At 42.1% G+C, this 22,233-nt stretch carries 29 protein-coding genes and 3 pseudogenes; 21 read left to right on the top strand and 11 right to left on the bottom strand.

Annotated elements, in window-relative coordinates; translation table 11 throughout:
• The 10 genes and pseudogenes from V3224_RS25435 to traU form a co-directional block, all read left to right on the top strand.
• The coding region (locus V3224_RS25435; RefSeq protein WP_334473229.1) for a TrbI/VirB10 family protein at positions 1-972 on the top strand (972 nt) is incomplete at its 5' end.
• A 112-nt stretch (positions 973-1,084) separates the two neighbouring features.
• Positions 1,085-1,405 (top strand): hypothetical protein, encoded by a 321-nt coding sequence (locus V3224_RS25430; RefSeq protein ID WP_334473044.1) that lies wholly within the window; start codon positions 1,085-1,087, stop codon positions 1,403-1,405.
• 4 nt (positions 1,406-1,409) lie between these two features.
• The gene (locus tag V3224_RS25425; RefSeq protein ID WP_334472963.1) at positions 1,410-1,796 is read left to right on the top strand and encodes a hypothetical protein; all 387 of its coding nucleotides are present in this window, start codon (positions 1,410-1,412) and stop codon (positions 1,794-1,796) included.
• Positions 1,790-2,320: a type IV conjugative transfer system lipoprotein TraV gene (traV, locus tag V3224_RS25420; protein WP_334472964.1), complete on the top strand. Its 531-nt coding sequence runs from the start codon at positions 1,790-1,792 to the stop codon at positions 2,318-2,320. Before V3224_RS25425 ends, traV begins: the two co-directional genes overlap by 7 nt.
• Positions 2,320-4,905, top strand: a complete 2,586-nt coding sequence (traC, locus tag V3224_RS25415; protein ID WP_334472965.1) for a type IV secretion system protein TraC — start codon at positions 2,320-2,322, stop codon at positions 4,903-4,905. Before traV ends, traC begins: the two co-directional genes overlap by 1 nt.
• 15 nt (positions 4,906-4,920) lie before the next feature.
• Positions 4,921-5,085: a hypothetical protein gene (locus V3224_RS25410; RefSeq protein WP_334472966.1), complete on the top strand. Its 165-nt coding sequence runs from the start codon at positions 4,921-4,923 to the stop codon at positions 5,083-5,085.
• A 106-nt stretch (positions 5,086-5,191) separates the two neighbouring features.
• Positions 5,192-5,533, top strand: coding sequence for a TrbI F-type domain-containing protein (locus V3224_RS25405; RefSeq protein ID WP_334472967.1), 342 nt, complete (start codon positions 5,192-5,194; stop codon positions 5,531-5,533).
• Positions 5,526-6,149 carry a type-F conjugative transfer system protein TraW gene (gene traW, locus V3224_RS25400; RefSeq protein ID WP_334472968.1) on the top strand — a complete coding sequence of 208 codons (624 nt, stop codon included), beginning with the start codon at positions 5,526-5,528 and terminating at the stop codon, positions 6,147-6,149. The genes V3224_RS25405 and traW overlap by 8 nt, the downstream gene beginning before the upstream one ends.
• 35 nt (positions 6,150-6,184) lie before the next feature.
• Positions 6,185-6,829, top strand: coding sequence for a thioredoxin domain-containing protein (locus tag V3224_RS25395; RefSeq protein WP_334472970.1), 645 nt, complete (start codon positions 6,185-6,187; stop codon positions 6,827-6,829).
• Positions 6,829-7,578, top strand: a pseudogene (gene traU / locus V3224_RS25390) (conjugal transfer pilus assembly protein TraU); the annotation flags it as partial. The gene V3224_RS25395 and the pseudogene traU, both read left to right, overlap by 1 nt.
• A gap of 572 nt (positions 7,579-8,150) precedes the next feature.
• Here the strand turns inward: traU and V3224_RS25385 are convergent.
• From V3224_RS25385 to V3224_RS25375, 3 genes and pseudogenes are all read right to left on the bottom strand, one after another.
• Positions 8,151-8,720 (bottom strand): plasmid pRiA4b ORF-3 family protein, encoded by a 570-nt coding sequence (locus V3224_RS25385; protein WP_334470793.1) that lies wholly within the window; start codon positions 8,718-8,720, stop codon positions 8,151-8,153.
• A 69-nt stretch (positions 8,721-8,789) separates the two neighbouring features.
• A pseudogene (locus tag V3224_RS25380) lies at positions 8,790-8,978 on the bottom strand (ATP-binding protein); the annotation flags it as partial.
• Between the two features lie 2 nt (positions 8,979-8,980).
• Positions 8,981-9,388, bottom strand: a pseudogene (locus tag V3224_RS25375) (recombinase family protein); the annotation flags it as partial.
• 164 nt (positions 9,389-9,552) lie between these two features.
• Between V3224_RS25375 and V3224_RS25370 the strand changes: the two are divergent.
• The gene (locus V3224_RS25370; RefSeq protein WP_334467938.1) at positions 9,553-10,137 is read left to right on the top strand and encodes a gp53-like domain-containing protein; all 585 of its coding nucleotides are present in this window, start codon (positions 9,553-9,555) and stop codon (positions 10,135-10,137) included.
• A 10-nt stretch (positions 10,138-10,147) separates the two neighbouring features.
• Here V3224_RS25370 and V3224_RS25365 read toward each other — a convergent pair whose 3' ends face one another.
• Positions 10,148-10,660, bottom strand: coding sequence for a phage tail protein (locus V3224_RS25365; protein WP_334473043.1), 513 nt, complete (start codon positions 10,658-10,660; stop codon positions 10,148-10,150).
• Between the two features lie 167 nt (positions 10,661-10,827).
• Here V3224_RS25365 and V3224_RS25360 point away from each other — a divergent pair, with 167 nt between their 5' ends.
• Positions 10,828-11,379 (top strand): recombinase family protein, encoded by a 552-nt coding sequence (locus V3224_RS25360; RefSeq protein ID WP_334473041.1) that lies wholly within the window; start codon positions 10,828-10,830, stop codon positions 11,377-11,379.
• A 171-nt stretch (positions 11,380-11,550) separates the two neighbouring features.
• Here V3224_RS25360 and V3224_RS25355 read toward each other — a convergent pair whose 3' ends face one another.
• On the bottom strand, positions 11,551-12,018 hold the full coding sequence (locus V3224_RS25355; protein WP_334473040.1) for a hypothetical protein: 468 nt from the start codon (positions 12,016-12,018) through the stop codon (positions 11,551-11,553).
• An 860-nt stretch (positions 12,019-12,878) separates the two neighbouring features.
• Between V3224_RS25355 and V3224_RS25350 the strand changes: the two genes are divergently transcribed.
• Positions 12,879-13,784, top strand: coding sequence for a replication initiator protein A (locus V3224_RS25350; protein WP_334473233.1), 906 nt, complete (start codon positions 12,879-12,881; stop codon positions 13,782-13,784).
• Between the two features lie 61 nt (positions 13,785-13,845).
• On the opposite strand, the gene V3224_RS25345 is transcribed toward V3224_RS25350, so the two are convergent.
• The 3 genes from V3224_RS25345 to V3224_RS25335 form a co-directional block, all read right to left on the bottom strand.
• A complete protein-coding gene (locus tag V3224_RS25345; protein ID WP_334473039.1) occupies positions 13,846-14,118 on the bottom strand; it encodes a hypothetical protein in 273 nt (90 codons plus the stop codon).
• Positions 14,115-14,744, bottom strand: a complete 630-nt coding sequence (locus tag V3224_RS25340) for a ParA family protein (protein ID WP_334473038.1) — start codon at positions 14,742-14,744, stop codon at positions 14,115-14,117. Before V3224_RS25340 ends, V3224_RS25345 begins: the two co-directional genes overlap by 4 nt.
• Positions 14,745-14,938: 194 nt before the next feature.
• A complete protein-coding gene (locus V3224_RS25335) occupies positions 14,939-15,256 on the bottom strand; it encodes a helix-turn-helix transcriptional regulator (protein ID WP_334473037.1) in 318 nt (105 codons plus the stop codon).
• Between the two features lie 213 nt (positions 15,257-15,469).
• Between V3224_RS25335 and V3224_RS25330 the strand changes: the two genes are divergently transcribed.
• The 5 genes from V3224_RS25330 to V3224_RS25310 all read left to right on the top strand — a co-directional run bounded on the left by V3224_RS25330 (position 15,470) and on the right by V3224_RS25310 (position 17,757).
• The gene (locus V3224_RS25330) at positions 15,470-15,742 is read left to right on the top strand and encodes a Cox family DNA-binding protein (protein WP_334473036.1); all 273 of its coding nucleotides are present in this window, start codon (positions 15,470-15,472) and stop codon (positions 15,740-15,742) included.
• 172 nt (positions 15,743-15,914) lie between these two features.
• Positions 15,915-16,298, top strand: coding sequence for a hypothetical protein (locus V3224_RS25325; protein ID WP_334473035.1), 384 nt, complete (start codon positions 15,915-15,917; stop codon positions 16,296-16,298).
• Between the two features lie 49 nt (positions 16,299-16,347).
• Positions 16,348-16,635, top strand: coding sequence for a hypothetical protein (locus V3224_RS25320; protein ID WP_334473034.1), 288 nt, complete (start codon positions 16,348-16,350; stop codon positions 16,633-16,635).
• Entirely contained in the window at positions 16,635-17,141 is a 507-nt protein-coding gene (locus tag V3224_RS25315) for a hypothetical protein (RefSeq protein ID WP_334473033.1), read from the top strand. Before V3224_RS25320 ends, V3224_RS25315 begins: the two co-directional genes overlap by 1 nt.
• Complete coding sequence (locus tag V3224_RS25310; protein WP_334473032.1) at positions 17,128-17,757, top strand: YqaJ viral recombinase family protein; 630 nt, start codon at positions 17,128-17,130, stop codon at positions 17,755-17,757. Before V3224_RS25315 ends, V3224_RS25310 begins: the two co-directional genes overlap by 14 nt.
• A gap of 68 nt (positions 17,758-17,825) precedes the next feature.
• On the opposite strand, the gene istB is transcribed toward V3224_RS25310, so the two are convergent.
• Both istB and istA read right to left on the bottom strand, forming a co-directional pair.
• On the bottom strand, positions 17,826-18,587 hold the full coding sequence (gene istB / locus V3224_RS25305; RefSeq protein WP_334467780.1) for an IS21-like element helper ATPase IstB: 762 nt from the start codon (positions 18,585-18,587) through the stop codon (positions 17,826-17,828).
• Entirely contained in the window at positions 18,574-19,614 is a 1,041-nt protein-coding gene (istA, locus tag V3224_RS25300) for an IS21 family transposase (RefSeq protein ID WP_334471107.1), read from the bottom strand. The genes istB and istA overlap by 14 nt, the downstream gene beginning before the upstream one ends.
• Before the next feature lie 78 nt (positions 19,615-19,692).
• On the opposite strand from istA, the gene V3224_RS25295 reads away from it, so the two are divergent.
• On the top strand, positions 19,693-20,280 hold the full coding sequence (locus V3224_RS25295; RefSeq protein WP_334473031.1) for a DUF669 domain-containing protein: 588 nt from the start codon (positions 19,693-19,695) through the stop codon (positions 20,278-20,280).
• A gap of 34 nt (positions 20,281-20,314) precedes the next feature.
• A complete protein-coding gene (locus V3224_RS25290; protein ID WP_334473029.1) occupies positions 20,315-20,839 on the top strand; it encodes a hypothetical protein in 525 nt (174 codons plus the stop codon).
• A gap of 5 nt (positions 20,840-20,844) precedes the next feature.
• On the opposite strand, the gene V3224_RS25285 is transcribed toward V3224_RS25290, so the two are convergent.
• Positions 20,845-21,219: a DUF1640 domain-containing protein gene (locus V3224_RS25285; RefSeq protein ID WP_334473027.1), complete on the bottom strand. Its 375-nt coding sequence runs from the start codon at positions 21,217-21,219 to the stop codon at positions 20,845-20,847.
• Between the two features lie 116 nt (positions 21,220-21,335).
• Between V3224_RS25285 and V3224_RS25280 the strand changes: the two genes are divergently transcribed.
• Positions 21,336-22,127, top strand: a complete 792-nt coding sequence (locus tag V3224_RS25280; RefSeq protein ID WP_334473026.1) for a BRO-N domain-containing protein — start codon at positions 21,336-21,338, stop codon at positions 22,125-22,127.
• The last annotated feature ends 106 nt before the right edge of the window (positions 22,128-22,233 follow it).

Here is a 22,233-nt window from a genome sequence, read left to right as displayed (position 1 = left end):
ACGGATGCGCAGCTAAGCGAAAAAGCGAATCGGCAGACGATGGACATGTTGCTAAAAGAAATTCAGGGCATTAAGCGTGATTTTGATGCGGTTAAAAACGAAAATAGCCAGTTAAAGGCTAATGTGGGTCAGCTTCAGGCTGAAATACAGAGTAATCAAAAAGCAATGGAAAGCCGGCCGACACCAGGGGCAAGTCAAACAGAGTATTCCTCGCAAATCGCTATCCTGCCACCGAAAGGCCAGCTTGAAAGTACCCGTTTTACTTATCCGAAAAAAGAAAATACAGCCTCATCCGGTTTTTATGTCCCCTCGGGGACGTTTTCAACCGCCATCGTGCTAGAAGGGGCGGATGCCAATGCGTCGGTGAAAGGCGAAACAAAAAAAGTCGCCATGCAGTTTAAGTTAACGGGACTTGCCCATCTGCCTGGCAATCAAAAGCTGGATAAATTAACCCACTGCTTTGTCACCGCATCGGCCTGGGGCGAGATTTCGAGCGAACGGGCAGAAGTGAGACTTGAGCGCCTGTCGTGTGTCATCAACAACAAACATATTGACCAGGTGGTTGAAGGACATGTCGGTTTTTATGGCAAAAACGGCATTAAAGGCATACCCGTTATGCGCAATGGTGCCATGCTGGGACTGGCTTTTGGGGCGGGTGCACTAGGGGGGTTGGGTAACGCCTTCTCGCAAATTGGCAATACCACCGTCGGCATGGGGGCAACTCATCAGGCTACGACTCAGGAGGTCGCCAGACAAGCGCTCGGTAGCGGGGCTTCGACCGCAGCCAATAAACTGGCGGATTATTACATTGAGCGCTCCGAGCAATACCATCCGGTTATCCCGATAGGCGCTGCGAATCGTGTCGAAGTGGTTTTCCAAAAAGGGTTTAAGGCGGAATTTATTGAAGACCTGGAAGCGAAAAAGGTCAGCGAATCACCCACCAACTGGCGAAAAACGTCAGCAACAGCGTGAAAACCAACCTGCCACCGGAACTGCTTAACCAGTTGGGCAGTGCCGCCTCAATGGATTTATCTGATTTTGTCACACCCACAAAACCACCGTCAAATCACGGAGGCATAAAGCCATGAATCGATTCGCAACAAACATCCTCGTCGACATTAATCAGTGCGTTGAACACACGTTACAACAGGTTAAAAAAGGCTTTTTTTACTTACCGGTTATCTTTTTCTGGTTAACGATGATGTTTTTTTATGTGGGGCATTTATCAACGGATGAAGTGTTTAAATTTAGCGAAGTAAGCCAGGTGATGGATGCCGGCTGGCAACTGCTTGAACAGGTTTTTCGCTTGTCGCTTTGTATCACGCTGATACTTTGTGTTTTGCAGCTTGCTATCGGTCTTTTTCGTCGAAATTCCGACCGGACGCCATTAACCAAAGAGGAATAACCTGATGAATACGTTAGCGCAGAAACCCATTATCAAACATCCATTCCTTAATGGGGTGAGTACAAAAAACCCCGCGATGCTGCCGATTAAACAAAAGGCGTCAATCGTTAAAAAAATCGCCCTGCATGGCTTGCAACTGATAATGAATGTCAGTTTTTATTTTCCCATGACGTTTATTTGGCTCACGGTGGCGTTTGCATTAAACGGTCATTTTTCAATGACCTATCCCTTTGAACCTGAGGCGGTGGTTTTAACGTTCGATAAGGTCGCCGACCTGCTTTTCCCTGTTTTTCGTCTGTCACTTGCTATCACCTTAATGCTTAGTTTTTTGAGGCTGGCTATCGGGGTTTTTCAAAAAAAATCTAACAAGAAGGACTCAACATTATGTTGAAGTATCGCATAGCGCTTATCAGTAGCATTGTGTTGCTCTCCGGCTGCGCTGGCATGAATAGTGAGTTTGAATTTGGCAAACCTGCCAAAGACTCCGGTTACTGGATGAGCGAGGCGGATGCGATGACCGATACCGCCAGTCACTTAGTCGCCCAATATAAAGGCGAGGTCGTCAAGTCCGCTAAAGGATTTACGCTATCGGCTTATCGTTTAATTCAATTAAACCCGATGCAAACAGCTGTAACATTTTTAACTGAACGACCTCAGAACATAAACAACCCATTACCGTCACCCGCTAAAAATCTTTCTTCACGCTGGCTAACGAATAACGCCCTCACACAGTCCAGTACTGCCTGTCCGGCAAGTCCTTGTCTGTCTGAAATCAGCGCACCGTCTCGGCAGGTGGAGCGGATAACGCGTGCATGGATTGCGCCTTATGTTTCACCGGATGAAGTCGTTCATGCTGGTGAAGTGGTTTATTTCGTGACCACCCCGTCCAGCTGGGCAAATGTGGAGAAGGTGTGATGTTAAAACACGTCAATCCACTCAAAATTATTGAACTGGTGGGCAACGCCTTGATGGAAAAAGACACCACCCGTGAAACGGCAAAAAAGCTCGAGTCGATGGATTATCCGCATTTACGCGATCTGTTGCCCTATCGGGATTATGACAGCGACCATCAGTTGTTTATTAATCAGCACTCACTGGGCTTTTTGCTAGAAGCGCAGCCCCTAATCGGTGCCAATGAAAAACTGGTCGAATCACTCGAAGAACTGGTGAAAAACAATCTACCGCGCGATATGCCACTACAGGTGATTTTACTGTCCAGTCAAACGGTGTATGAAAAATTAGCTAACGGATTGCGTGATTTTAGCTGGCAGGGCAATCGTGCTGATGAATGCAATCAAATCACGCAGGGGTTTTATCTTGATGCGACGCGCCATCAGTTTGCCAATCCCCAAAATCTGCCGTTGACGCTCAGAGATTATCATCTGTTTTTTGCGTTCTGCCAGCCGTGCAAGCGGGTAACGGAAAGGGAAATCATCAAAATCCGTGAAACCCGCCGTAATCTGTTAAGTGCACTTAATGCTTCGGATATTCATGCGGACAATGCGTCAATTACCCGCTTTTTGCAGATGATGCGCGAAATGATTAATTTGGACACAGAAAGATTGAAGCCGTATTTAGCAGAGTGGATAGAAGACAAAGCGATTAATCAGCAGATTGTGCAGAACAATACCTGCTACTGGTTTAAGCCTGGGTATGTCGAAATCACGGGGCGCAATGAAGAAGATAACCCGTTTTCCACCCGAGCCATTCACTTTAATCTCGACAGTAATCCCAGAGAGCACTACCTCTGGCAAAACGGCAACATCATTTCTAATTTACTCAATCCGCAAAACGGCATCCGCTGCCCATTTGTGATGAGTTTTATTATTCAAACTGAAGACCAGTCACGGAGTCAGGGTGAAGCCAATAAGCAGTTTCTGGATTTGGAGCGGAAAGTCTCCTCGTCTTATGCCAAATATATCCCCTCAACCAAACGCCAGCACGCGGAATGGAAGAGTTTGCGCGAAGGCTTGCTGTCCACCGCGACGTCACTGTCCGGTTATTACTTCGGGGTTACGCTCTTTTGTCGTGATGATGAAGAGGAGGCCGCTAAAGAAGCGGAGCGCACCAAAAAAGCGTTTGCCATGCAGGGGCTTAATATGGTCAGAGCGGATTTAATGCAGATGCGTAACTTCCTGGGGCACCTACCTTTTGCGGTAGGCGATAACCCGAAGCTCTGGAAAGACTTCTTAAAAACCGGAGCCATTCAACGAGCCGAATCTTTTCAGGCGGTCAATCTCATGCCGATTATCGCCGATAACAAGCTCAGTCAGGCAGGGATAGTCTTCCCGAGTTACCGCCATCAACTGGCGTTTCTCGATATTTTTGACGCAAGTTTGCCCAATACCAATTTCAACTGGTTTGAATCGGGCACCTCCGGCGCAGGGAAATCGGTGTTGGCACAAACGATTGCCAGACAGGTATTAGATAGCGGCGGTTATTTGTCTATCTTTGATATCGGTGACAGCTACAAGGCGTTTTGCCAGAGTGTGGGGGGCACCTACATTAACGGCGAAACCTTGCGCTTTAATCCGTTTGCCAACATTACCGATATCACCTTGAGCGCTGAGCGCATTCGTGACCAGTTGTGCATTCTGGTAAGCCCCAATGGATTGATGGATGAAGTGCATGAATCACTGATACTCGAAGCCATCACCGAATCCTGGCCTAACAAAAAACAGGATATGCGTATTGATGATGTCGTTAACTATCTAAAAAAACATCGCGGTAAAATCGAGACGGCTAGCCGTATCACCGGTCGCATTGATGAAATTCTGGTACTGCTAAACAAATACACCACCAAGGGGATATACGGCAAATACTTTAATAGCAGTGAGCCGACCTTAAAGCCGGATATGCGCTTTGTGGTCACCGAACTCGGTGGCTTAAAAGCCAATCGGGATTTGCTCATGGCAGTGTTATTTACGCTCATGCTCTGGTCAGAAAACCTGATGTACAACACGCCACGCAGTTTACGCAAGATGAACATCATTGATGAAGGCTGGAAACTGCTGGATGCCAAAAGCCCTAAAGTCCGCGATTTCATCGAAGAAGGTTACCGTACTGCCCGTCGGCATAATGGCTCATTTGGCACTGTAACACAAAGCATCCGCGATAAAAATTTAAGTACGGCAGCGCTGGCCGCTTATGACAACAGCAGCTTTAAATTCACGCTGATGCAGGATGCAAAAGCCTTTACCACCTTCCAGAAAGAAGAACCTTCCACCTTCAACGAAATGGAGTGGGCATTAATTCAAAAGTTTCCCCCTGCCAGCCGTGCCGGATTTAGTGCCGTGCATTTAAGTGTGGGCGGTTACAGCAGTTTTCATCGATTGATGCTCGACCCGTTAAGTAATGAGCTTTTCTCTTCCCGAGGTGACGACTTCACCTATCGGGAAAAACGCCTAAAGGAAGGGGCAAGCATCAATGACATTATTTTTGAAATGGCGCAACAAAAAGACCCTGCGTTATTGGCGAAATTAAAGCAGGTGAAACCATGAGAGAGGTGGTGTGAATTGGACATCATAATCATCATGGCGTTGATAATCATCGCATTGTTGTGTGTGCTTCTCAAGTTACATCCGCAGTCAAGGTGGCGCTGGGTGATTCAGGTGGTGCTGGTAGTTGCGATGACCACTGAGTTTTTCATGATTTCAACAAGTATTCGGGGTATTACCTAGGTATGTCATGGGATAAGGCTTTAGTTAGCGTTTGTCATATCGATTAACTGTTTTTGGAGTACAAATAAATGCAAAAAATAGTCGCATTACTCAAAGGCATAGCCGCATGAAAAAGACCGCCATCATCAATTTTATCACGGGGAGCTTATTAAGTGCTCTGCTGATGATTTCCGTACACCACTGTCTTTGTCCTCGGACGAACATTATCACCTTTGATATGAAAAAGACCCCTGATCGCTTTTTACTGCAGGTCAGCAAACTGGACTTGTCAGATGAGAAAAAAGACCAGCTGATAGAACGATATAACAACACCTTAAAGCGGGTACTAGAAAAAAATAGTAAAAGTAACACTGTAATACTGGTCAATAGTGCGGTGATGGCAGGGGCAGTCGATAAAACCGCTGATATCCAGCAACAAATTGCCGAGGCAATGAAAAACCATGAATAAGTGGCTGCCTTGTATCGGTATTTTGATGAATTTCAGTGCAGGAAGTCTAGCCACTGAAATCGGCACGTTTGGCGATGTTTGGGCGATAGCCGAACAAAATTTGCTGACGGTGATTAAAGAACAGGTGGAAAGTGCCTTTTTAGGCAATGAGGAAAAAATTCAGCAGGAATGGCGGCAACGGGTAACAAAAAATGCCGAGCGACCTGAACCGGTGCAGGGACTCACCAAAGCGGTAAAATATACCACACGAACGTTTGACCCCAGTTTCACCGTCACCAAAGATATTCGTGACCACAACGGCACGGTGTTTGCGCGCAAAGGGCAGAAGATAACCCCCTTTGATATCACCCCTTTTAATGAAACGCTTTATTTCATCGATGGCGATGACGAAAAACAACTTGCCTGGGTCGTGGCGCAAAAACCCAAGACTGCCATCCAAAAAATCATTTTGGTGAACGGAAATATAAAAACCACGGCAAAGACCTTAAATCAGCGTATCTACTTTGACCAAGGTGGCGTTTTGGTTAACCGGTTTGGCATTGAGAAATTACCCAGTGTCGTGGATGAAATGCCAAATCAATCCTTGCTACGGATAACCGAGGTTGCGGTACAATGAAACTCCAAAACACGCAAAATGGAGAAAAGGGAATAATGAACAAACATCTCATTATCGGATCACTACTGGGTGCATTTTTGTTGCCAATCATTTCATTGGCAGAGGAGTTAACAGGGCTAGAAAATCTAAAAATGCTTGGGGAATATTACGACAGTGATAAGGGTGATATTACCCCTGTTGTCAATCCTGCTGGCAAAGTCAGGGTCATGGTGCTTTATCACTATCAATGTGCCGACTGCGCAAAGATGGCGCCGATGATTTTAAAGTTAGCCAAAAACCACCCTGATATTCGATTTGTTTTTAAAAATCTGCCAGATGAGTCAAAACAATCGTTGTTGGCGGCGCAAGCCGAATTGATGGTATGGCTAAATGGTGGCGAAGTAGCATTTTTAAATTATTACGCGGATTTATTTAGTGGCATCAGTATTGATGAGAGCTTTAGAAAAAACGGTGTTCCTTTGCTGGACAAAGAATCTCAACTTAGGGGTTTTCAAAATGCTAACGAAAAACTGGCAACAACGATCGCATTTTTTGCTGAGCAATTTAATATACAAACATTACCCGCGTTAATTATTGCTAGTAGCGAAAACCCCGTTGCACAGAATAATTCAATATTAACCGGTGTGGTCGATGAAAAAACGTTATTAGCTGCTGTTGAAAAAGCGAAGCGAGGCAAATGATGAAAACGCGACGCTTGCACTTATTGTTTGCTTTTTTACTACTCAATCCGATGCTAGCAAAAGCATCGTTGTGTGAGGGTCGCTGGGTTAATCCCATTACCGATATCTGCTGGCGTTGTCTGTTTCCAATCAGCCTTGGTGATATCAGTTTAAATAGCAGTAGTCTACCGGATACGCGTAATCCTTCATCACCGATTCAGCTATGTCCTGCGTCACCGCCGTTATTTCAGCGTATTGGTCTTGCGATAGGTTTCTGGGAGCCGTTTGCCATGACCGATGTGACGCGCTCACCGATGTGTATGGTCAATATGGGTGGTTTCACCATTCCGATAGGACAAATTGGCATGGGAAAAGGCACCAAAGGCGCGAATGAAAATCCAGGCGGCATGTACCACGTTCACTGGTACAAATATCCGCTTATCAGCTGGCTTAATATCTTAACCACCATCGGCTGCATGCAAGGCGGGGAATATGACATTGGCTATCTCTCGGAACTTGACCCGATGTGGATGGACGACAATCTGGCGCTCTTTACCAATCCAGAGGCAATGCTGTTTGGCAACAGTATTGCCCAGTTAGCCTGTGCTGCCGATGCGATTGCCAGCGAAGCCCGCTTGCCACTCGATGCGCTCTTTTGGTGCGCGGGTTCACACGGCTCGATGTATCCGTTTACGGGGACGGTTTATTCCGAAAGCAGTGGCATTAATAGTGCGTTATTACTCACCGAGCGCATGAATTTTAAATTACATTGATGCGGCGTGCGATATTTGAAGCCAAAACGTGCGATAAATGGTGAGCTACTCTTGTTTCCATCAGTGCAACGGAATTACACTGTTATTTTTCATCGGAGGCACTTTGGTCTGTTCTAGTGGTACGATCAACGGGACAATATTTGTAGATGATGGCCGATGAAACTAGATAAAGTAATACAAGCTTTTTTCTACTATGGCAGGACTCAAGTAATTCTTGAGCCTACTGTTCCTATACATAAGATAAATGAGCAAGACCTACCGCCGATACGCTCTCTCTGCTTCTCGCCGCTGTAAGCTCCATTAGCCCCAAAGCGTTCATCACATAAAAGAACGCCCTACTTACGAATAGATGTTGATAGAATCTGTCAAACTATGAAAATGAATCCCTTTATCTTTCAATTCAGAGATTAAACCGATTAAATTCTTGATGCTGTGTCCCAGCGAGGGCAAAATAGCGAATATTTATTAACCAAACTGCTCGTCAATAGAGCACTCATGTTCTCACCTTAGTCTCAGAGGTAGCACTTAAAATGCTACCTTTTGAACTATGGACACTCCATGTGTATATTTCAAGAGTAAAAATTAATCAACCGCTGATTGATAGTTTTAAGGTCATATGCTCGTTCAGCTATGTCGCACATTAGCCACTCGTGTAATTCTTCACGCTCTGGATTATCAACATCTTGAATATCTTTGAGCTTTTGGTAATATCCCCAAAGCCCCCCAGAGTCTTCAGATGGGCAGGCTTCCGCTCCCTTTATACAGATGGGGAGCTGGAGTAATTCCTGATCAGGCAATGATGATTCTTCAAGCAAAATGCAATGATCCCAGTTGTCTCCGAAATCGTATAAGTAAACCATTTTTTCTCCTTTCTTACGAAGGAGTTTGCTCAAAGGCACACCTGTACTATCTTGCAGATATGTTTCTTTAAAATCGTCCATAATCATTCCATATCGCAAATCTCCTTTTTCAAAACTGTACAAATGATCATTTGTACAACCCATAGCTAATTGTATAACCATGTGTAGTTCATCAAGAGGTATTGTCTTCAGAACGATCAAACGTCGCCAAATTAGTGGTTTACTATCAATTAGTGTGATTTTTATTTGATATAAATCCTTTCCCGAAAATTCACTCATTATTATCCCCCTTAAATAAATACAGTCTCTTTAGTCTCACACTCCACTAAATTTTTCAAGTCTTTGCTAACGTTTGGCAATCACATTGAAAAATAGGTTTGCTTCCTCTCGCCCAAACGGTAGATATGCAATCTAATCTATGATCAATAACTTCGGGGCCATCACCGAACGTGATAGATATTGTTTGAGCTTATTTTGTCGTTTTGCAGTTGAGAGTTGCAACATAAGTTCAGCCGTCGTGGTAAAGCGGTTTTTTTTCTTCGTCCTCTGCTTCTCGCTGCAGCCAAACCTGCCTGAGTACGTTCAACAATAAGCTCCCGCTCCATTTGCGCCAAGGCACTCATCACATGAAAGAAAAAACGACCTGCTGACGAAGAGGTGTCGATAGAATCCGTTAAACTATGAAAATGAATGCCTTCATCTTCAAGTTTGGATATTAAAGTAATCAAATGTTTAATGCTGCGACCCAGTCTATCCAGCTTCCAGACCACCAATGTGTCACCCGATTTCAGTGCGTTTAGAGCACGTTTTAATCCGGGTCTCTGGTCTGTTTTTCCGCTGATTTTATCCTCAAAAATCTGTTCACAATTTGCGCAAATCAAGGATTTTTGCTGTAAATCGGTGTTTTGGTCATTTTTTGACACCCTCATATAGCCTATTTTTGCCATTTTAGCCCCTTAACCTTCCTCTAAAAGACTTATTATGCCTGGTTTTGGTCAAAATATTAGCTAAATTCTGAATTCAATAAAACCTTGGTTTAACGGAAACGGTAGATTGTGCAAAAAATGCACTGGATAAACGAACGGGTGGTAGCGTCAATGGCAACCTCCATGTGACCCAATCTGTGCATATCGGCGATAACGATTCAGGATTACGGGCTAATGGCGATGGCAACGTGGCATTTTATGCTAATAATGCAAAAGTAGCTTCCTGGAATAATGATCGATTGCATTGGTTAAAGAGTGTAGAAATTGATGGAACCATCAATACTCATAGCAATTTGCATATCTCATGGGGCGGCAGAACCGCGGTTTATCAAGAAAATGGTGATGTAACTGGCCCTATTTGGGGCGGGGCGTTAAGCAGCTGGCTTAATATGCAGATTAACAATCGAGGAGCAAAAAATACAGCTCACCTCGCTACGAATGGATGGTGGAAATGTGGTGACAGCGGCCTTATCAGACAATGGGGCATCACACCACCACTCAATGCCGGACAGATTTATACGGTATCTTTACCTTGTCCCGTCCCTCATGCCATTTTCTCGGCAAACGCGACGGTAAAATACAAAGGTATTGCTCCCGAGGGCAATTTAGGTACTTATGTCGAAATAGTCGGAAAATCGTTAATTATCAGTGCAGATTATACCAGAACAGGGATTAAAGCGCCGAGAACATGGGAGCTGGTTTGCTACTAACTCAACATTATCAGGCCGCCCTGACAATGTAGTTAAACGCGACATTTCGCGGGCGGGTTTCGCTACCGCCTGCATTAGACGTTGTTTTGTCAATGAATAGAAAAGAATCATTATCTCCATCCGTAGCACGTGAACCTGTATCTGCATTATACCCTACAGGCATTTTTTCTTTATTGTTTGCGTGGCCTAGTGGACCATCATCTTCAACATAATACCTGTCCCGATAACCATGAGCGTGGCGCTCGAGTGATGCAGTTTCAGACGATAAAACCTTACGCCTAGGATTCACGCCTCGCCCAGCATCCCAGCCACGAATAAACTCACCACGTAAATCAGGGAGTTTTCCTGATGGATAGGCGAGTGCTAAAAGCGGGTATTTTTTCTTATCGAATGGCTCACCGTTGCAGATAAACCAACCGGTCGGCGCTCTTTCAGCAGGCCAAGGCAGGGGAATACCTACCGGGATTTCGACACGCAATACTTCGGGTGTAACAGCATGAACATCTGTGGCAGTTAGCTGCACATCCTGAGTGAGAGTTTTGCCGTTAATTTTACGCTGATTGGGTGTGGCATTTTTTGCACAATCTACCGTTTCCGTTAAACCAAGGTTTTATTAAATCGGGAATTTAGCTAATATTTTGCCCAAAACCAGCGATGACAAGGCTTTAAGAGGGATTATACGGGGATAAAATGGCAAAAATAGGCTATATGAGGGTGTCAAAAAATGACCAAAACACCGATTTACAGCGAAAATCACTTATTTGTACAAATTGTGAACAGATTTTTGAGGATAAAATCAGCGGAAAAACAGACCAGAGACCCGGATTAAAACGCGCTTTAAATTGCTTAAAAACGGGCGATACCTTAGTTGTTTGGAAACTCGATAGGCTGGGGCGCAGCATCAAACATTTAATCGGCTTAATCTCTGAACTGGAAGATAAAGGCATTCATTTTCACAGCTTGACGGATTCTATCGACACCTCTTCGTCAGCAGGTCGTTTTTTCTTTCACGTGATGAGTGCGTTGGCACAAATGGAGCGCGAGCTAATTGTTGAGCGTACTAAGGCAGGTTTGGCCGCAGCGAGAAGCAAAGGGCGCATCGGCGGTAGACCTTGCTCATTATCTTCGGCACAGCAACAGCAGGCTAAAAAATTACTTGAGGCCGGCAATACTAGAAAACAGTTGGCATTACTGTATGGAGTTTCACTGGCTAGTATATACAAATATTTTCCAGTTAACTGATGAGTGTTATCGCGTTCAGTGCCAGATTTGACTTCGAGTAGGCATCAGGAATCGATTTTAAGGCACCTATAAAGCCCTCTACGGTGTTTTTTTGATATAGGTAACCCAATGTAGCACTTTTGAATTTAAATGCCGCAGAAAGTCTTACAGGCGGTTTTAGTATTAATCAATTTAAACCAGTTTAATGATGGCTGTTGCAAGCCCGACAATAGCAGCCATAATACTAGCCATTTTAATGATTAGCTTGTTTGATATACTTTCAATATCTTTGTGCAACAGGGCTATCTTTGCATCAGTTTTATCAGCACGAGCCGCGGCTTCCTTCCTTGCATCAGTTATTTGTGTTTCAACTTTCTCAAAGCGATGCTCCATGTCCTTGCGTACATCTGCAATTTCAACAGATAAATCTTTGCGAACATCTGCAATTTCAACAGATAAATCTTTGCGAACATCTGCAACATTCCGATTTACTTCTGCAATTTCATGTTTCAACTCAACAATATCAGCTTTCGTTGCTACATCGGCTACCTCGTGAGATTTCCGTACAGCAAGAGAGATAGCCCTAGCATGTTCTTTCGTAATGCCTGCGTTCTCTAATGTCTCGACGAACTCTTGTGTATCAAATGCAACTTGGGCCATAAGTGATGTTCCTCATTTTTTGTTAATTGTAACTGATTTTCTTAAGCAATACAAAGCTGTGGGTTGGAGCAGTGAGCAGTGCGAACTGCGACTGTTGTTGACCTTAAGGCGCTTGCGCCGCCCTGATAGACGGGTTTTGGTTTTAACGGGCTTTGCAGCAACACAGGTGTGCGACGGTCGAAGACAAAAAGAGGTTACAGCGCGATGGTTGAAGTGGTGGGTTTTGTTTGTCTTGAAGGTGAAAACGTCGTACAGAGCGTTCTAGGCTGCTTAAAATCGATTTTAAGCTAGGATTTCCGATAGTCATTTCATTTTAACCCTCACCGCTCGCCGCAAGCCAAGATTAGCGAGCAAAGCGAGTCTGTCTTGGCGAGGAAGCGGAAGAGCATCAGATGTTACATTTAGCACGTTCACACCAAACCCTCCTGTGTCGATCGCCAAGAAAAGTTATCCACAGTCAAGCTTCGCGCGCGCGTAGTTAAATATAGTTATGTATAAGTTAAAACAGTTAAGAGAAAAAAAGATAGGTTTAAGTATATGATATATGGTTATTTTTTATCGACCATCTGTGTGTAAATTACGTGTCTTTGTGTGTAAATTACGTGTCTTTGTGTGTAAGTTACGAATAGAATGTGTGTAAATTACGAATAGAATTTTAGTTATCCCCAATTTTTTTGTCAGATAAAGCGTTTTTGTGTGTAAATTACGTGTCTTTGTGTGTAAATTACTATATAATGCGTGTGTGTAAGTTACGAAAAGATTTTTATGACGAGCTTATTAGGTGTGCTATCACTTAATAAGCTCTAACCAATAATCCTAACTATGACAGGATCAAGGCTGTGGCTAATTATACAAATAAAATGAAGACATTACGTCCACATAAACACAAGGAATTGCAATTTTTTATTGCAGATGAGGTAGGTATTTGCAGCTTTAGAGATGAAGTAGCAAGCATGGAGCATCCATTTTTTGCGTTAAAGGGAGGAGACACAAAAACAAGAGAGTATAAAAATGAAAATGTTACTGTAAAAATAAAACCCACATCTGATGGATTAGCCACTGTTTTTGATAAGGATATTTGGATTTATGTTATTTCAAAATTGCAAGAAGCTATCAATAGCGGATTGCCGATTAGTCGTACTATTACTTTTACTCCCTATGATTTTTTTGTAACTACTAATCGAAGTACTAGTGGTATTGGTTATCGAGAATTAAAAAAAGCCTTGCTAAGGCTGAGAGGTACTACTATTGAAACTAATATAATATATTCAGAAGATAAAGAAGAAACTGTTATCTTTGGATTGATTGAAAAAGCTAGAATTTTAGAAGAAAAAAAAGGTAAATTAGATATAGGTATGGTAGAGGTAACTTTACCTGATTGGCTCTATCAAGCAATCACTAAAACTAAAGTGTTAAAAATTAGTCCTGATTATTTTCGTATCCGTAAAGCAATAGATAGGCGATTGTACGAAATAGCACGTAAACATTGTGGTAGTCAGTCTGAATTTTTAATTAGTTTAGAAAAACTTCATTTAAAAACAGGTAGCTCATCAAATAAAAGAGAATTTAAAAGATTAGTTAAAAATCTATGTGTAACAAATGACCTTCCAGATTATGAAATCTTTCTAGATAATTCTACAGACAAAGTCACTTTCAAAAACCGTAATCAAAACACCCCACAAGCTGAAGCTTCCCGTAAGAGAGAAAAAGGGAAGAAAGAGGTCTATAAGCTTAAAAAAACATTGTTAAGTAAATTAATTTCTTAAAAAATAATTAATTGATTTTAAATTAGATATCTTGATATCAAGATAGTTAGATAACTTGATATCATTTTAAATTTAAATACTCTCTTAATAGTTTTTCTACTATTTCTGTTTCTGTCATCCTAATTCCTGTATTTGCTTGAGATTGAGCAATATAAAGCTTAAGAGCATTTGAAACTTCAACTGATAACCGAAATATCTTTTGTTGTGTTGATTTTTTTTCTGAAATTTTACCTTTATATTTAACCGTGTAATCCTTTTCAGCTATATCAGCTGCACCTCCATTCAGAAAATTTTCAGGATCTTTAAACAGCTTTAAATCCGGTTTCTTTTTCATTTTTTAACCTCCGCGAAAAATGATTCAATATCTTTTATCGCCGCGCTGTCTTTTCCAAATTCAAATACTGTTGCTCCATCTCCGATTGCTCTACGAAAAGCTACACGCTCACAAACATAACTTTTAAGTACCGTAATGTTTTGCTCAGTTAAAAAATCTAACATCTCTTTTGTATCTTTCGTTCTTGGATCTACGCGAGTCAGCAACACTCGCACGTCTAAGTTAGGATTGTAATCTTTCGCTAATTCTAAAATTTCTAACATATCTGCCATCGCTGCTGCGTCGAGATTAGAAGCCCCAATAGGTATAATAGCCATATCAGCTAGCAATAAAGCAGAGCGTAATCCCGAAGCGTCACGCCCTCCAACATCAACAACGGTATGATCGAAATTCAAAGCTAATGCTTTTCCTTCATTAAGTATGGCTTTTCCTGTAAGACAAGTAGTTGTGGGGCTAGGAGTATAGATTGGGTTATCCCTACGCCAAGCTGCCCAACTAGCGGCGCTTGCTTGTGGATCACCATCAATCAGTAGGACTTTACCGTTTCGGGATAGCATTGTAGCTAAATGAACTGCGGTAGTTGTTTTCCCTACTCCACCTTTTGTATTAACTACAGCATAAATCATAAGAACTTCTACCTTAGCTATCCTTATATAAAGATATCACTATATCAAGATAGAATTTAGATATCAAGATATAATGATAATGTGATATCTTGATATCTATTATAACTATCTGTAATTAATAGCTATATGAGGCGAAAAAATCCCTTTTAGTTAGATAACTATTGTTTCACTCACCATCCAAAAATCATGTAGTGCTAACATCCATTCTCCTTCGTATGGAACGATTTTCTTTGATCCTTCTTCTCCGAGACCTCTGAGCCACTGAGAGAGAAAGCCGGTTCAATTTGTCCGGCTGATGGCGCGACTTTATTGATAGTCAACCATAATGAATATTTTTCAAATTGTTCAACATCTAATACACGCTCCATGATTTCAGCCCGCGCCTGTTGATGCCCTGTTTCATATTTTTGAATTGTCCCCAATGAGACTCCTGTTAATTCAGAAAAAGCTTTTTGAGTCATTCCTTCAGCTTTTCTAATTTGAAAAAGTTTTTTTGCATAATCTCTTGACATGCTTCTCATACAAGAAGCAACCTTAGCTTCTAAAAAAAGAAGCTTCTTATTTAAGAACCTTAAGCAAATGCCGAGAAATCCACCACAAATTAGGTCAATTCAAGCAAATGCACCCAGTTTAAGCATAACAGATTAAAGCTCTATTTTTTGATGTTTAAAAGGTCAGGAACGGTCTACAGCGGTCTAGAAGGGTCTGAAATATATGAGGCACGAATGATTAAGAGTGACTACACAGGGCAATATCCCGTTGATGCGGTAACGATAGAAAAGTTTGCCGAGTTGATCGGTAAGACAGATGAAGCCGTGAGAGTGATGATTAAACGAGAAAAATTACCTGTGGTGGATTTTCAAGACCCTAACAAACCTAATTCACGGGTAAGCGAAACGTGGATATACCTCGCTGAATTCAATCGCATAGTCCGAGAAGCCTACTTTAATCGTCCCGCAGAAGAACGTGACGCTTGGCTTAAATGGCTTGGGTTGTGAACCAAGCAAGAAATTTGAATAAAAATCCATAGCCAGCGTTTGCTGCGGAACTGCTCTTTAACAAATTGAACTAGCGTACACCGATAGGTGTACAGGTAATTTTTTAAATATAGTCGAACGGCGCGACTTTAAACCCTGCGTCGGGTGCTCGGCGGGCCTAGGATGGGCGGCAATGATGCACTATAAAATATTTATAACCAATGCACTTCTTATAGATAGAGGTGCATTCATTACAAATATTTTCATACACCAACTCAAAGGTTCAATAATGGAAACATTAACAAAAAATTCGATATTTAATGCTGTAGATAAGTTATCTGTAGAAGAAAAAGAAATTTGTATCGAAGATGCGGAAGATTTGTACGAATCTTTGCGTGACGGTGATGTTGCAAAATTACTTACTCAAAAAACTATGGGCTGTCGATATCAAGCATGGAAATTGGCATTAGAAAAATACTCTAATCTTAAGTTATTACCATTCGAGTTAGTGAATTTAGCTGCACAATACGAATATGTCATGAGAAATGATGACATAAGCTACAAAGTAGCTGAATAAGCAATGTAAGCTAGGATTAATAACCACTATCGCCGAAGAAGGAAGCAGCATGGACATTCAAATTGAAAATGAAATTCTTCGGGCGCTGAAAAAATTAACGTTTGAAGAAGCAGAATTCTGTCAGCCGGGCGGCGAGTATTTATACGAAAGTTTAACCAACGCTTATCTTGCTCAAAAACTCGCCGATGCAGATAAAGGAGATGAATACGACGCATGGTTACTGGCACTGGAAACTACCGACGGATTCGATGAAGTCTTGTACGACGTTACCCAGAAAGTTGAACAAATTTTATATCTGATGCGATGCCGTGATGCTTACTACGAGGTGCCAGCTTAATGACAGAAAAAACGCATTATAGAAAGGCGTTCGATTCACCTTATTTGAGCAGCGCCGATATTGTTGAACCAACAGTATTAACCATCTCTGAGGTTTTATTTGAACCGGATAAGACCAGAAGAACAAAATATGTTTTTAACACGGCTTATTTTAAAGAGAAAGAAATTAGACCCGACGAGGCAGTTAAGCCAATGATTCTCAATGCGACTAATAGCAAAATGGTTAGACAAATAACCGGTTCGCCGTTTCTTGAAGATTGGCAAAATGTGAAAGTCATGATTTGCGTTGAGCGGGTAAAAAATCGACAGGAATATGTCGATGGTTTAAGAATATACCCCGCTATCATCAAGAAAAAAATATTAACGCCAAGCAAAGTAGAATCATGGGAAAGAGCCAAACAAAGTTATCTGAATACTGGCTCGCTAGAAAAAGTATTAGCACATGTTGAGATGTCGCCGGAAGACCAGGAACGTCTCACGAAGGAGTGCGCTAATGCAATGGCATGATGTGCAGCAAAATACGGAAGTGTGGGATGCGCTTCGTTTAGGAAAAGTTACTGTATCGCAATTTAACTGTTTTATGGCCAACCAGGGAAAAGCTTTTGGCGAACCGGCAAAGCGATATGCGTTACAAATTGCGCTAGAAATTATAACAGAGAAAAAATCAGAATTTAGTTTCACTAATGACCACATGTTACGCGGACACGAACAGGAGCCAATCGCCAGAAGGCTATACGAAGAAACAAATTTTTTTGATGTAACCAATGGCGGATTTTTTGATTGTGGTGATTATGGCGATAGCCCAGACGGATTAGTTGGAAATGATGGTGTTATTGAAATTAAGTCAGTTACCGCACCCGTGCATTATGCCACTTTGCAACGTGAATCTTTTGACCCTGCATACAAATGGCAACTTATAGGCCACCTTGATTGTACAGGACGTGATTGGGTTGATTTTGTCAGCTACTGTTCTGATTTCCCAGAGGGAGGACAGTTAATTGTAAACAGGTTGTATAGAAAAAATCATGGGGAAGATATTAATCAACTTAAAATGCGCCGCACTCAGTTTCTTGACTTTATCCAATCCACCAAAAATAGAATAAAACAGACTATTGCATCTTAAGGTGTCAACGATCACCGAAAACTGATCCACTTTTTAGCTAAATCCGATCAATCAAAATTGATCCACTTTTACTCAGTCATTGCTCCTGAGCGCCGCTTATCTTTCAATCGATAGCTTTCACCGCTTAATTGCAGTACATGCGAATGATGAAGTAAACGATCAAGCATAGCGGCAGTTAATGTTGCGTCATCAGCAAAAGCATTTGGCCATTGCCCAAATGATAAGTTACTCGTCAATATGACACTGCCATGCTCATAACGCTTGGCAATCACATTGAAAAACAGGTTTGCTTCTTCTCGCCCAAACGGCAGGTATCCAATCTCATCGATAATCAACAATTTCGGGGCCATCACCGAACGTGATAGATATTGTTTGAGCTTATTTTGTCGTTTGGCAGTTGAGAGTTGCAACATCAGTTCAGCTGCCGTGGTAAAGCGGGTTTTCTTCTTGGCCTGTACTGCTTTTAATCCTAACCCAATAGCTAAATGCGTTTTGCCTACACCGCTTGGGCCAAGCAACACGACATTTTCATTACGTTCAATAAACGTTAATGCGCTTAATTCCTGTATGTGTTGTTTGGGGATCCCCGTTGCAAACTTAAAATCGAACGTATTAAGTTCTTTATGTGCTGGGAATCCTGCCATCCGACTCAAAAGATTACGGGTTCGTTCATCTCGTTGTTGTTGCTCACATTTTAATAGGGACAGTAAAAACTCTCCGTAGCTTTTGTCTTGGGCAATGCATTGTTCGGCAAGTGATGACCAATGAGTCGGAATAGAATTTAATTTCAATGACTCACACAGGTGTTCAATTTGTTCATGCAATAACATGTTCACCTCCCAGCAATGCTTCGTATACGCTGATTGAGTGTTGCAAACTGACAGATTCAAGGGGCGGTACGATACGGATATTAAGCGTATCAGTCTGCGGGATAGATTGGCAAACCCTTGCTGGTAAGGGTAGAAGATACTTAACTTCCTTAGCTAGTCTATCTGCTGGCTTCTCTAACGTTGTTCCATGAATCCGCTGATGGGCAACGCGTTGTAACCAGGGCCCCACTCTTGCATTAGCTATCTCAATATCCAGTTCAAGATTATGAGCACGAAGGTCGGTATTTAATGGTACGATAAAGCTGTTTTTTAAATAGTGGTTAAAGCGCTCTACTTTCCCTTTAGTTTTTGCCCTGTAGGGCTTGCAAGCACACAATTTAAACCCGTAATCTTTCGACATTTGAAGCATTTCGACATGTAATTTATGTTCACCTTCTGCATAAGCATCCCGTTCGATGATGAGGGATTTTGCGTTATCACACAATATTTCCTGTGGTACACCACCAAAATAGTCGAAAGCTTCTCGTAAACCTTGTTGCCACGATTCTGCTCGTTCATTGTCAAAGAACTTTACATAACTCGCACGCGAATAGCCTAGCGTTGCAACAAACGCTTTTAGTGATTTTTTACCTCGCCGGATGCTGGTGAAGTCGATTTGCATTTGTTGACCTGGCTGTGTTTCAAAACGGACGACAGCTTCGGGAACAATGCTTGGTTTAAATTGACAAACAAATCGGCGTAATTGAGCAATACCGCCTTGATAGCCGCTTTCAACTACTTCATCAAATAAGACTGTTGCAGGGATCCAATCAGGTTTAGCCAGTTCAATTCGATGAAGCAAATAAGGTTTAAAGGGTGCTAATTTAGTCGGTTGTTGACTTCTTTTAGCATAAGTTGGCATTGTCTGTTGTTGTAAATGATGTTTTACGGTGTTACGGGATATGCCCAATTCACGGGCAATTTTTCGAAGGCTTTGTCCTTGTGCAAAGCGAACATGAATATCCACAAATATCTCCTTGGTTAACATAAATTATCCGTACAAAAATGTGCGAATAATACCAAGTGGATCAGTTTTGCATGATCGGTGACATTAAGGAGACGTATCTTGAACAATATCACCTTTACGTACAATCAAGAAGCCGCCTTAGCTGCCGGTCAAAGTGCTTTTATCAATGAATCAGGCGCTTATATTGTCACGATTCAGGAAGCAAAATATATGACCAGTAGCGGCGGCGCTGAATCAATTGAATTTTCGGTTGAAGCAGATGATGGCAAAAAAGCAAATTATCTGAATGTATACACGAAGAAAAAAGACGGTACGCCAAATAAATTCGGTGTCAATATGATTAACGCTATTATGGGCTGTGCTGGCGTTCAGCAGTTAACAACCAAAATGATTAATGCCCATACCCATATAGCGCCGGAACTTACCAATAAGCGTGTTGGACTGGTGCTGCAAAAAACACTAAAGACAAAATCGAACGGACAGGATACTTATAGCTTCGATATTCTCTTACCCTTCATCGCTCAAACAAAACAAACATTAGATGAACAGATTAATGGGCTACCCGCTCAAACAATCGATAAGAAGCTTGCCACACTACAGGATAAAGACGAGCGGAAAATTGCAGAAAAAGGCTATCAGCAATATCAATCAGAATATCCCGGTGATGATGTGTTTTTTAGTGAATAAATTATAAAGTTCAATAGGCTTATCGAGGATAAAAATGATTCTAACTGTTAGTAAGCAGGCGCTTCTTAGTGCGATGATTTTTCAGGCTAAATGTGATGAAAGATATTATTTAAACGGCATTTGTTTTGCGCCTGAGAAAAAACTTTATTCGACTGACGGTCATCGTGCTTTTCTCGGTGAGCATGAATCCGAAGATCTGAAAGAAAACGTTATCGTTGCTATCAAAGGGCCTAAGTTCGTCAAATTTGATAAGGCAAAAATAGACACCGAATTGGGCATTATCACTTATCTTGATTGTTTCGGTATAAGGGTTGGTGTAGCAATTTGTGAGGTTATTGATGGGGTATACCCTGATATTAGTCGAATAATACCCAAGGAAAACAGGCCCGTTTCAGAAATTGGCTTCAATGCTAGCTATCTTGCGGATATCGAGAAGGCCGCAAAAATTTATAACCCCAAATACAAATCAATAAAGATTAAACTTAACGGTAATGACAATGCTGCAATTGCCGAATTAAACAAAAAGACATTCGTTATCGTTATGCCAACGCGGATTTAATTCGTCTAGTGAACAAGTTTTAAAATGGCTGTAAGCGCACCGATTGCCAAAATTAACATACCCCCTAATCTGACTGTTAATTGTAAACCCAGTTTGTCAAATCGATTTTCCATATCTTTACGAACATCGGCAATCTGAGCCTCAACTTTTTCAAAGCGATGCTCCATGTCCTTACGGACATCCGCAATTTTGGCATCCGTTTTATCGAATCTGGCATCAATATCTTTCCGCGCGTCCTCAAGGTCACGCCGGGTAGCTACGTCTGCCACTTCGTGTGACTTGCGAACAGCGATAGAGATCGCTCTGGCCTGATCTTTTGGCAATCCAGCGTTTTCTAGTGTCTCAACAAATTCTTGAGTATCAAATGCAACTTGGCCCATTTAGGAATCTCCTATTTTTTCTTTAGTTTAAACCCTTTTAGGGTCAACAAGCAAAATTTTACAAGTAGCTCGGTAATAGACTTTTACGAAATTCATTTAATAGTGAAGAAATTATTATGACCAAAATCACCAAAACACAACTCATGCTCTTTAAGTCTGCTGATGCAGATATTGAATTACAAGGGACGCTTTACCAAGGAAAGCCTGTGTTCTTTGCGGTCGAACTGGCGAAGGCGCTGGGCTACACAAATCCTTCCAAAGCACTAGCTGATCACTGTAAGCATCTGATAAGGCTTGATTATAACGAATCGTTAGAATTGAATTTAGGTGTTTATCCCAAGGGCGTAGCACTTGCGCCAGAATCCGCTCTCTACCGGCTGATACTGAAAAGCAAACTTCCCTCTGCTGAACGTGTACAAGATTGGGTATGCGAAGAGGTGTTACCTGCATTACGCCAGCAGGGCAGCTACAGCATGAAAACAGTACACCGTGACGAAGGTAGCGGCTTACCGGAGTACCGTAAGGCACGAGCGATGCAAATCCAGATGGAGATAGCCGAAAAGACCTTCCAGTGGGCCACAGGTCTTTCCGACACCGCCCGTCAAGCCGTTATTGCTGGACTGATTAATCCTATAGCAGGCAGTGAAGTTATCCCTCTTCCTGTGCTTGAAGAGAAGAGCTATACCGCAACGCAAATTGGCAAGATGTTCAATGTTTCAGCGAACAAGATTGGCCGTATCGCCAATGACAACAATATGAAGACCCATTCATACGGTGAGTACTATCTGGACAAGTCACGCTATAGCACTAAACAGGTTGAATCCTTTCGTTATAACGATAAAGCGCTGAAAAAATTCAACGACATACTTATTGCTGAGCAGGAAGCAACGGCAAGCGAACTCGTTTGACGGCAAGAACAAAAATGAGCTATATTGTACCCAGCACCTTAACAAAACGGGTGCCGGGTTTGAACTCCCGAATTGTAGAGCGGATATAAGCCGCAGTATGCGGTTT

Origin of the sequence: Arsenophonus sp. PmNCSU2021_1 (assembly GCF_036919435.1) — a bacterium.
GTDB lineage: Bacteria > Pseudomonadota > Gammaproteobacteria > Enterobacterales > Enterobacteriaceae > Arsenophonus > Arsenophonus nilaparvatae.
Note: the sequence above shows the minus strand (reverse complement) of the source record. Positions and strands in the feature narration are given on the sequence as shown.

Excerpts from the sequence above, each read along its gene's own strand:
- V3224_RS25385 (WP_334470793.1), bottom strand. The coding sequence starts at position 8,720 with ATGAGTGAATTTTCGGGAAAGGATTTATATCAAATAAAAATCACACTA.
- traC (WP_334472965.1), top strand. The coding sequence starts at position 2,320 with ATGTTAAAACACGTCAATCCACTCAAAATTATTGAACTGGTGGGCAAC.
- istB (WP_334467780.1), bottom strand. The coding sequence starts at position 18,587 with ATGTTATTGCATGAACAAATTGAACACCTGTGTGAGTCATTGAAATTA.
- V3224_RS25280 (WP_334473026.1), top strand. The coding sequence starts at position 21,336 with ATGACCAAAATCACCAAAACACAACTCATGCTCTTTAAGTCTGCTGAT.
- V3224_RS25340 (WP_334473038.1), bottom strand. The coding sequence starts at position 14,744 with ATGATTTATGCTGTAGTTAATACAAAAGGTGGAGTAGGGAAAACAACT.
- traV (WP_334472964.1), top strand. The coding sequence starts at position 1,790 with ATGTTGAAGTATCGCATAGCGCTTATCAGTAGCATTGTGTTGCTCTCC.
- V3224_RS25315 (WP_334473033.1), top strand. The coding sequence starts at position 16,635 with ATGACAGAAAAAACGCATTATAGAAAGGCGTTCGATTCACCTTATTTG.
- istA (WP_334471107.1), bottom strand. The coding sequence starts at position 19,614 with ATGTTAACCAAGGAGATATTTGTGGATATTCATGTTCGCTTTGCACAA.
- V3224_RS25360 (WP_334473041.1), top strand. The coding sequence starts at position 10,828 with ATGGCAAAAATAGGCTATATGAGGGTGTCAAAAAATGACCAAAACACC.
- V3224_RS25350 (WP_334473233.1), top strand. The coding sequence starts at position 12,879 with ATGAAGACATTACGTCCACATAAACACAAGGAATTGCAATTTTTTATT.
- V3224_RS25320 (WP_334473034.1), top strand. The coding sequence starts at position 16,348 with ATGGACATTCAAATTGAAAATGAAATTCTTCGGGCGCTGAAAAAATTA.
- V3224_RS25355 (WP_334473040.1), bottom strand. The coding sequence starts at position 12,018 with ATGGCCCAAGTTGCATTTGATACACAAGAGTTCGTCGAGACATTAGAG.
- V3224_RS25310 (WP_334473032.1), top strand. The coding sequence starts at position 17,128 with ATGCAATGGCATGATGTGCAGCAAAATACGGAAGTGTGGGATGCGCTT.
- V3224_RS25285 (WP_334473027.1), bottom strand. The coding sequence starts at position 21,219 with ATGGGCCAAGTTGCATTTGATACTCAAGAATTTGTTGAGACACTAGAA.
- V3224_RS25425 (WP_334472963.1), top strand. The coding sequence starts at position 1,410 with ATGAATACGTTAGCGCAGAAACCCATTATCAAACATCCATTCCTTAAT.
- V3224_RS25395 (WP_334472970.1), top strand. The coding sequence starts at position 6,185 with ATGAACAAACATCTCATTATCGGATCACTACTGGGTGCATTTTTGTTG.
- V3224_RS25290 (WP_334473029.1), top strand. The coding sequence starts at position 20,315 with ATGATTCTAACTGTTAGTAAGCAGGCGCTTCTTAGTGCGATGATTTTT.
- V3224_RS25335 (WP_334473037.1), bottom strand. The coding sequence starts at position 15,256 with ATGTCAAGAGATTATGCAAAAAAACTTTTTCAAATTAGAAAAGCTGAA.
- traW (WP_334472968.1), top strand. The coding sequence starts at position 5,526 with ATGAATAAGTGGCTGCCTTGTATCGGTATTTTGATGAATTTCAGTGCA.
- V3224_RS25325 (WP_334473035.1), top strand. The coding sequence starts at position 15,915 with ATGATGCACTATAAAATATTTATAACCAATGCACTTCTTATAGATAGA.
- V3224_RS25345 (WP_334473039.1), bottom strand. The coding sequence starts at position 14,118 with ATGAAAAAGAAACCGGATTTAAAGCTGTTTAAAGATCCTGAAAATTTT.
- V3224_RS25430 (WP_334473044.1), top strand. The coding sequence starts at position 1,085 with ATGAATCGATTCGCAACAAACATCCTCGTCGACATTAATCAGTGCGTT.
- V3224_RS25405 (WP_334472967.1), top strand. The coding sequence starts at position 5,192 with ATGAAAAAGACCGCCATCATCAATTTTATCACGGGGAGCTTATTAAGT.
- V3224_RS25330 (WP_334473036.1), top strand. The coding sequence starts at position 15,470 with ATGATTAAGAGTGACTACACAGGGCAATATCCCGTTGATGCGGTAACG.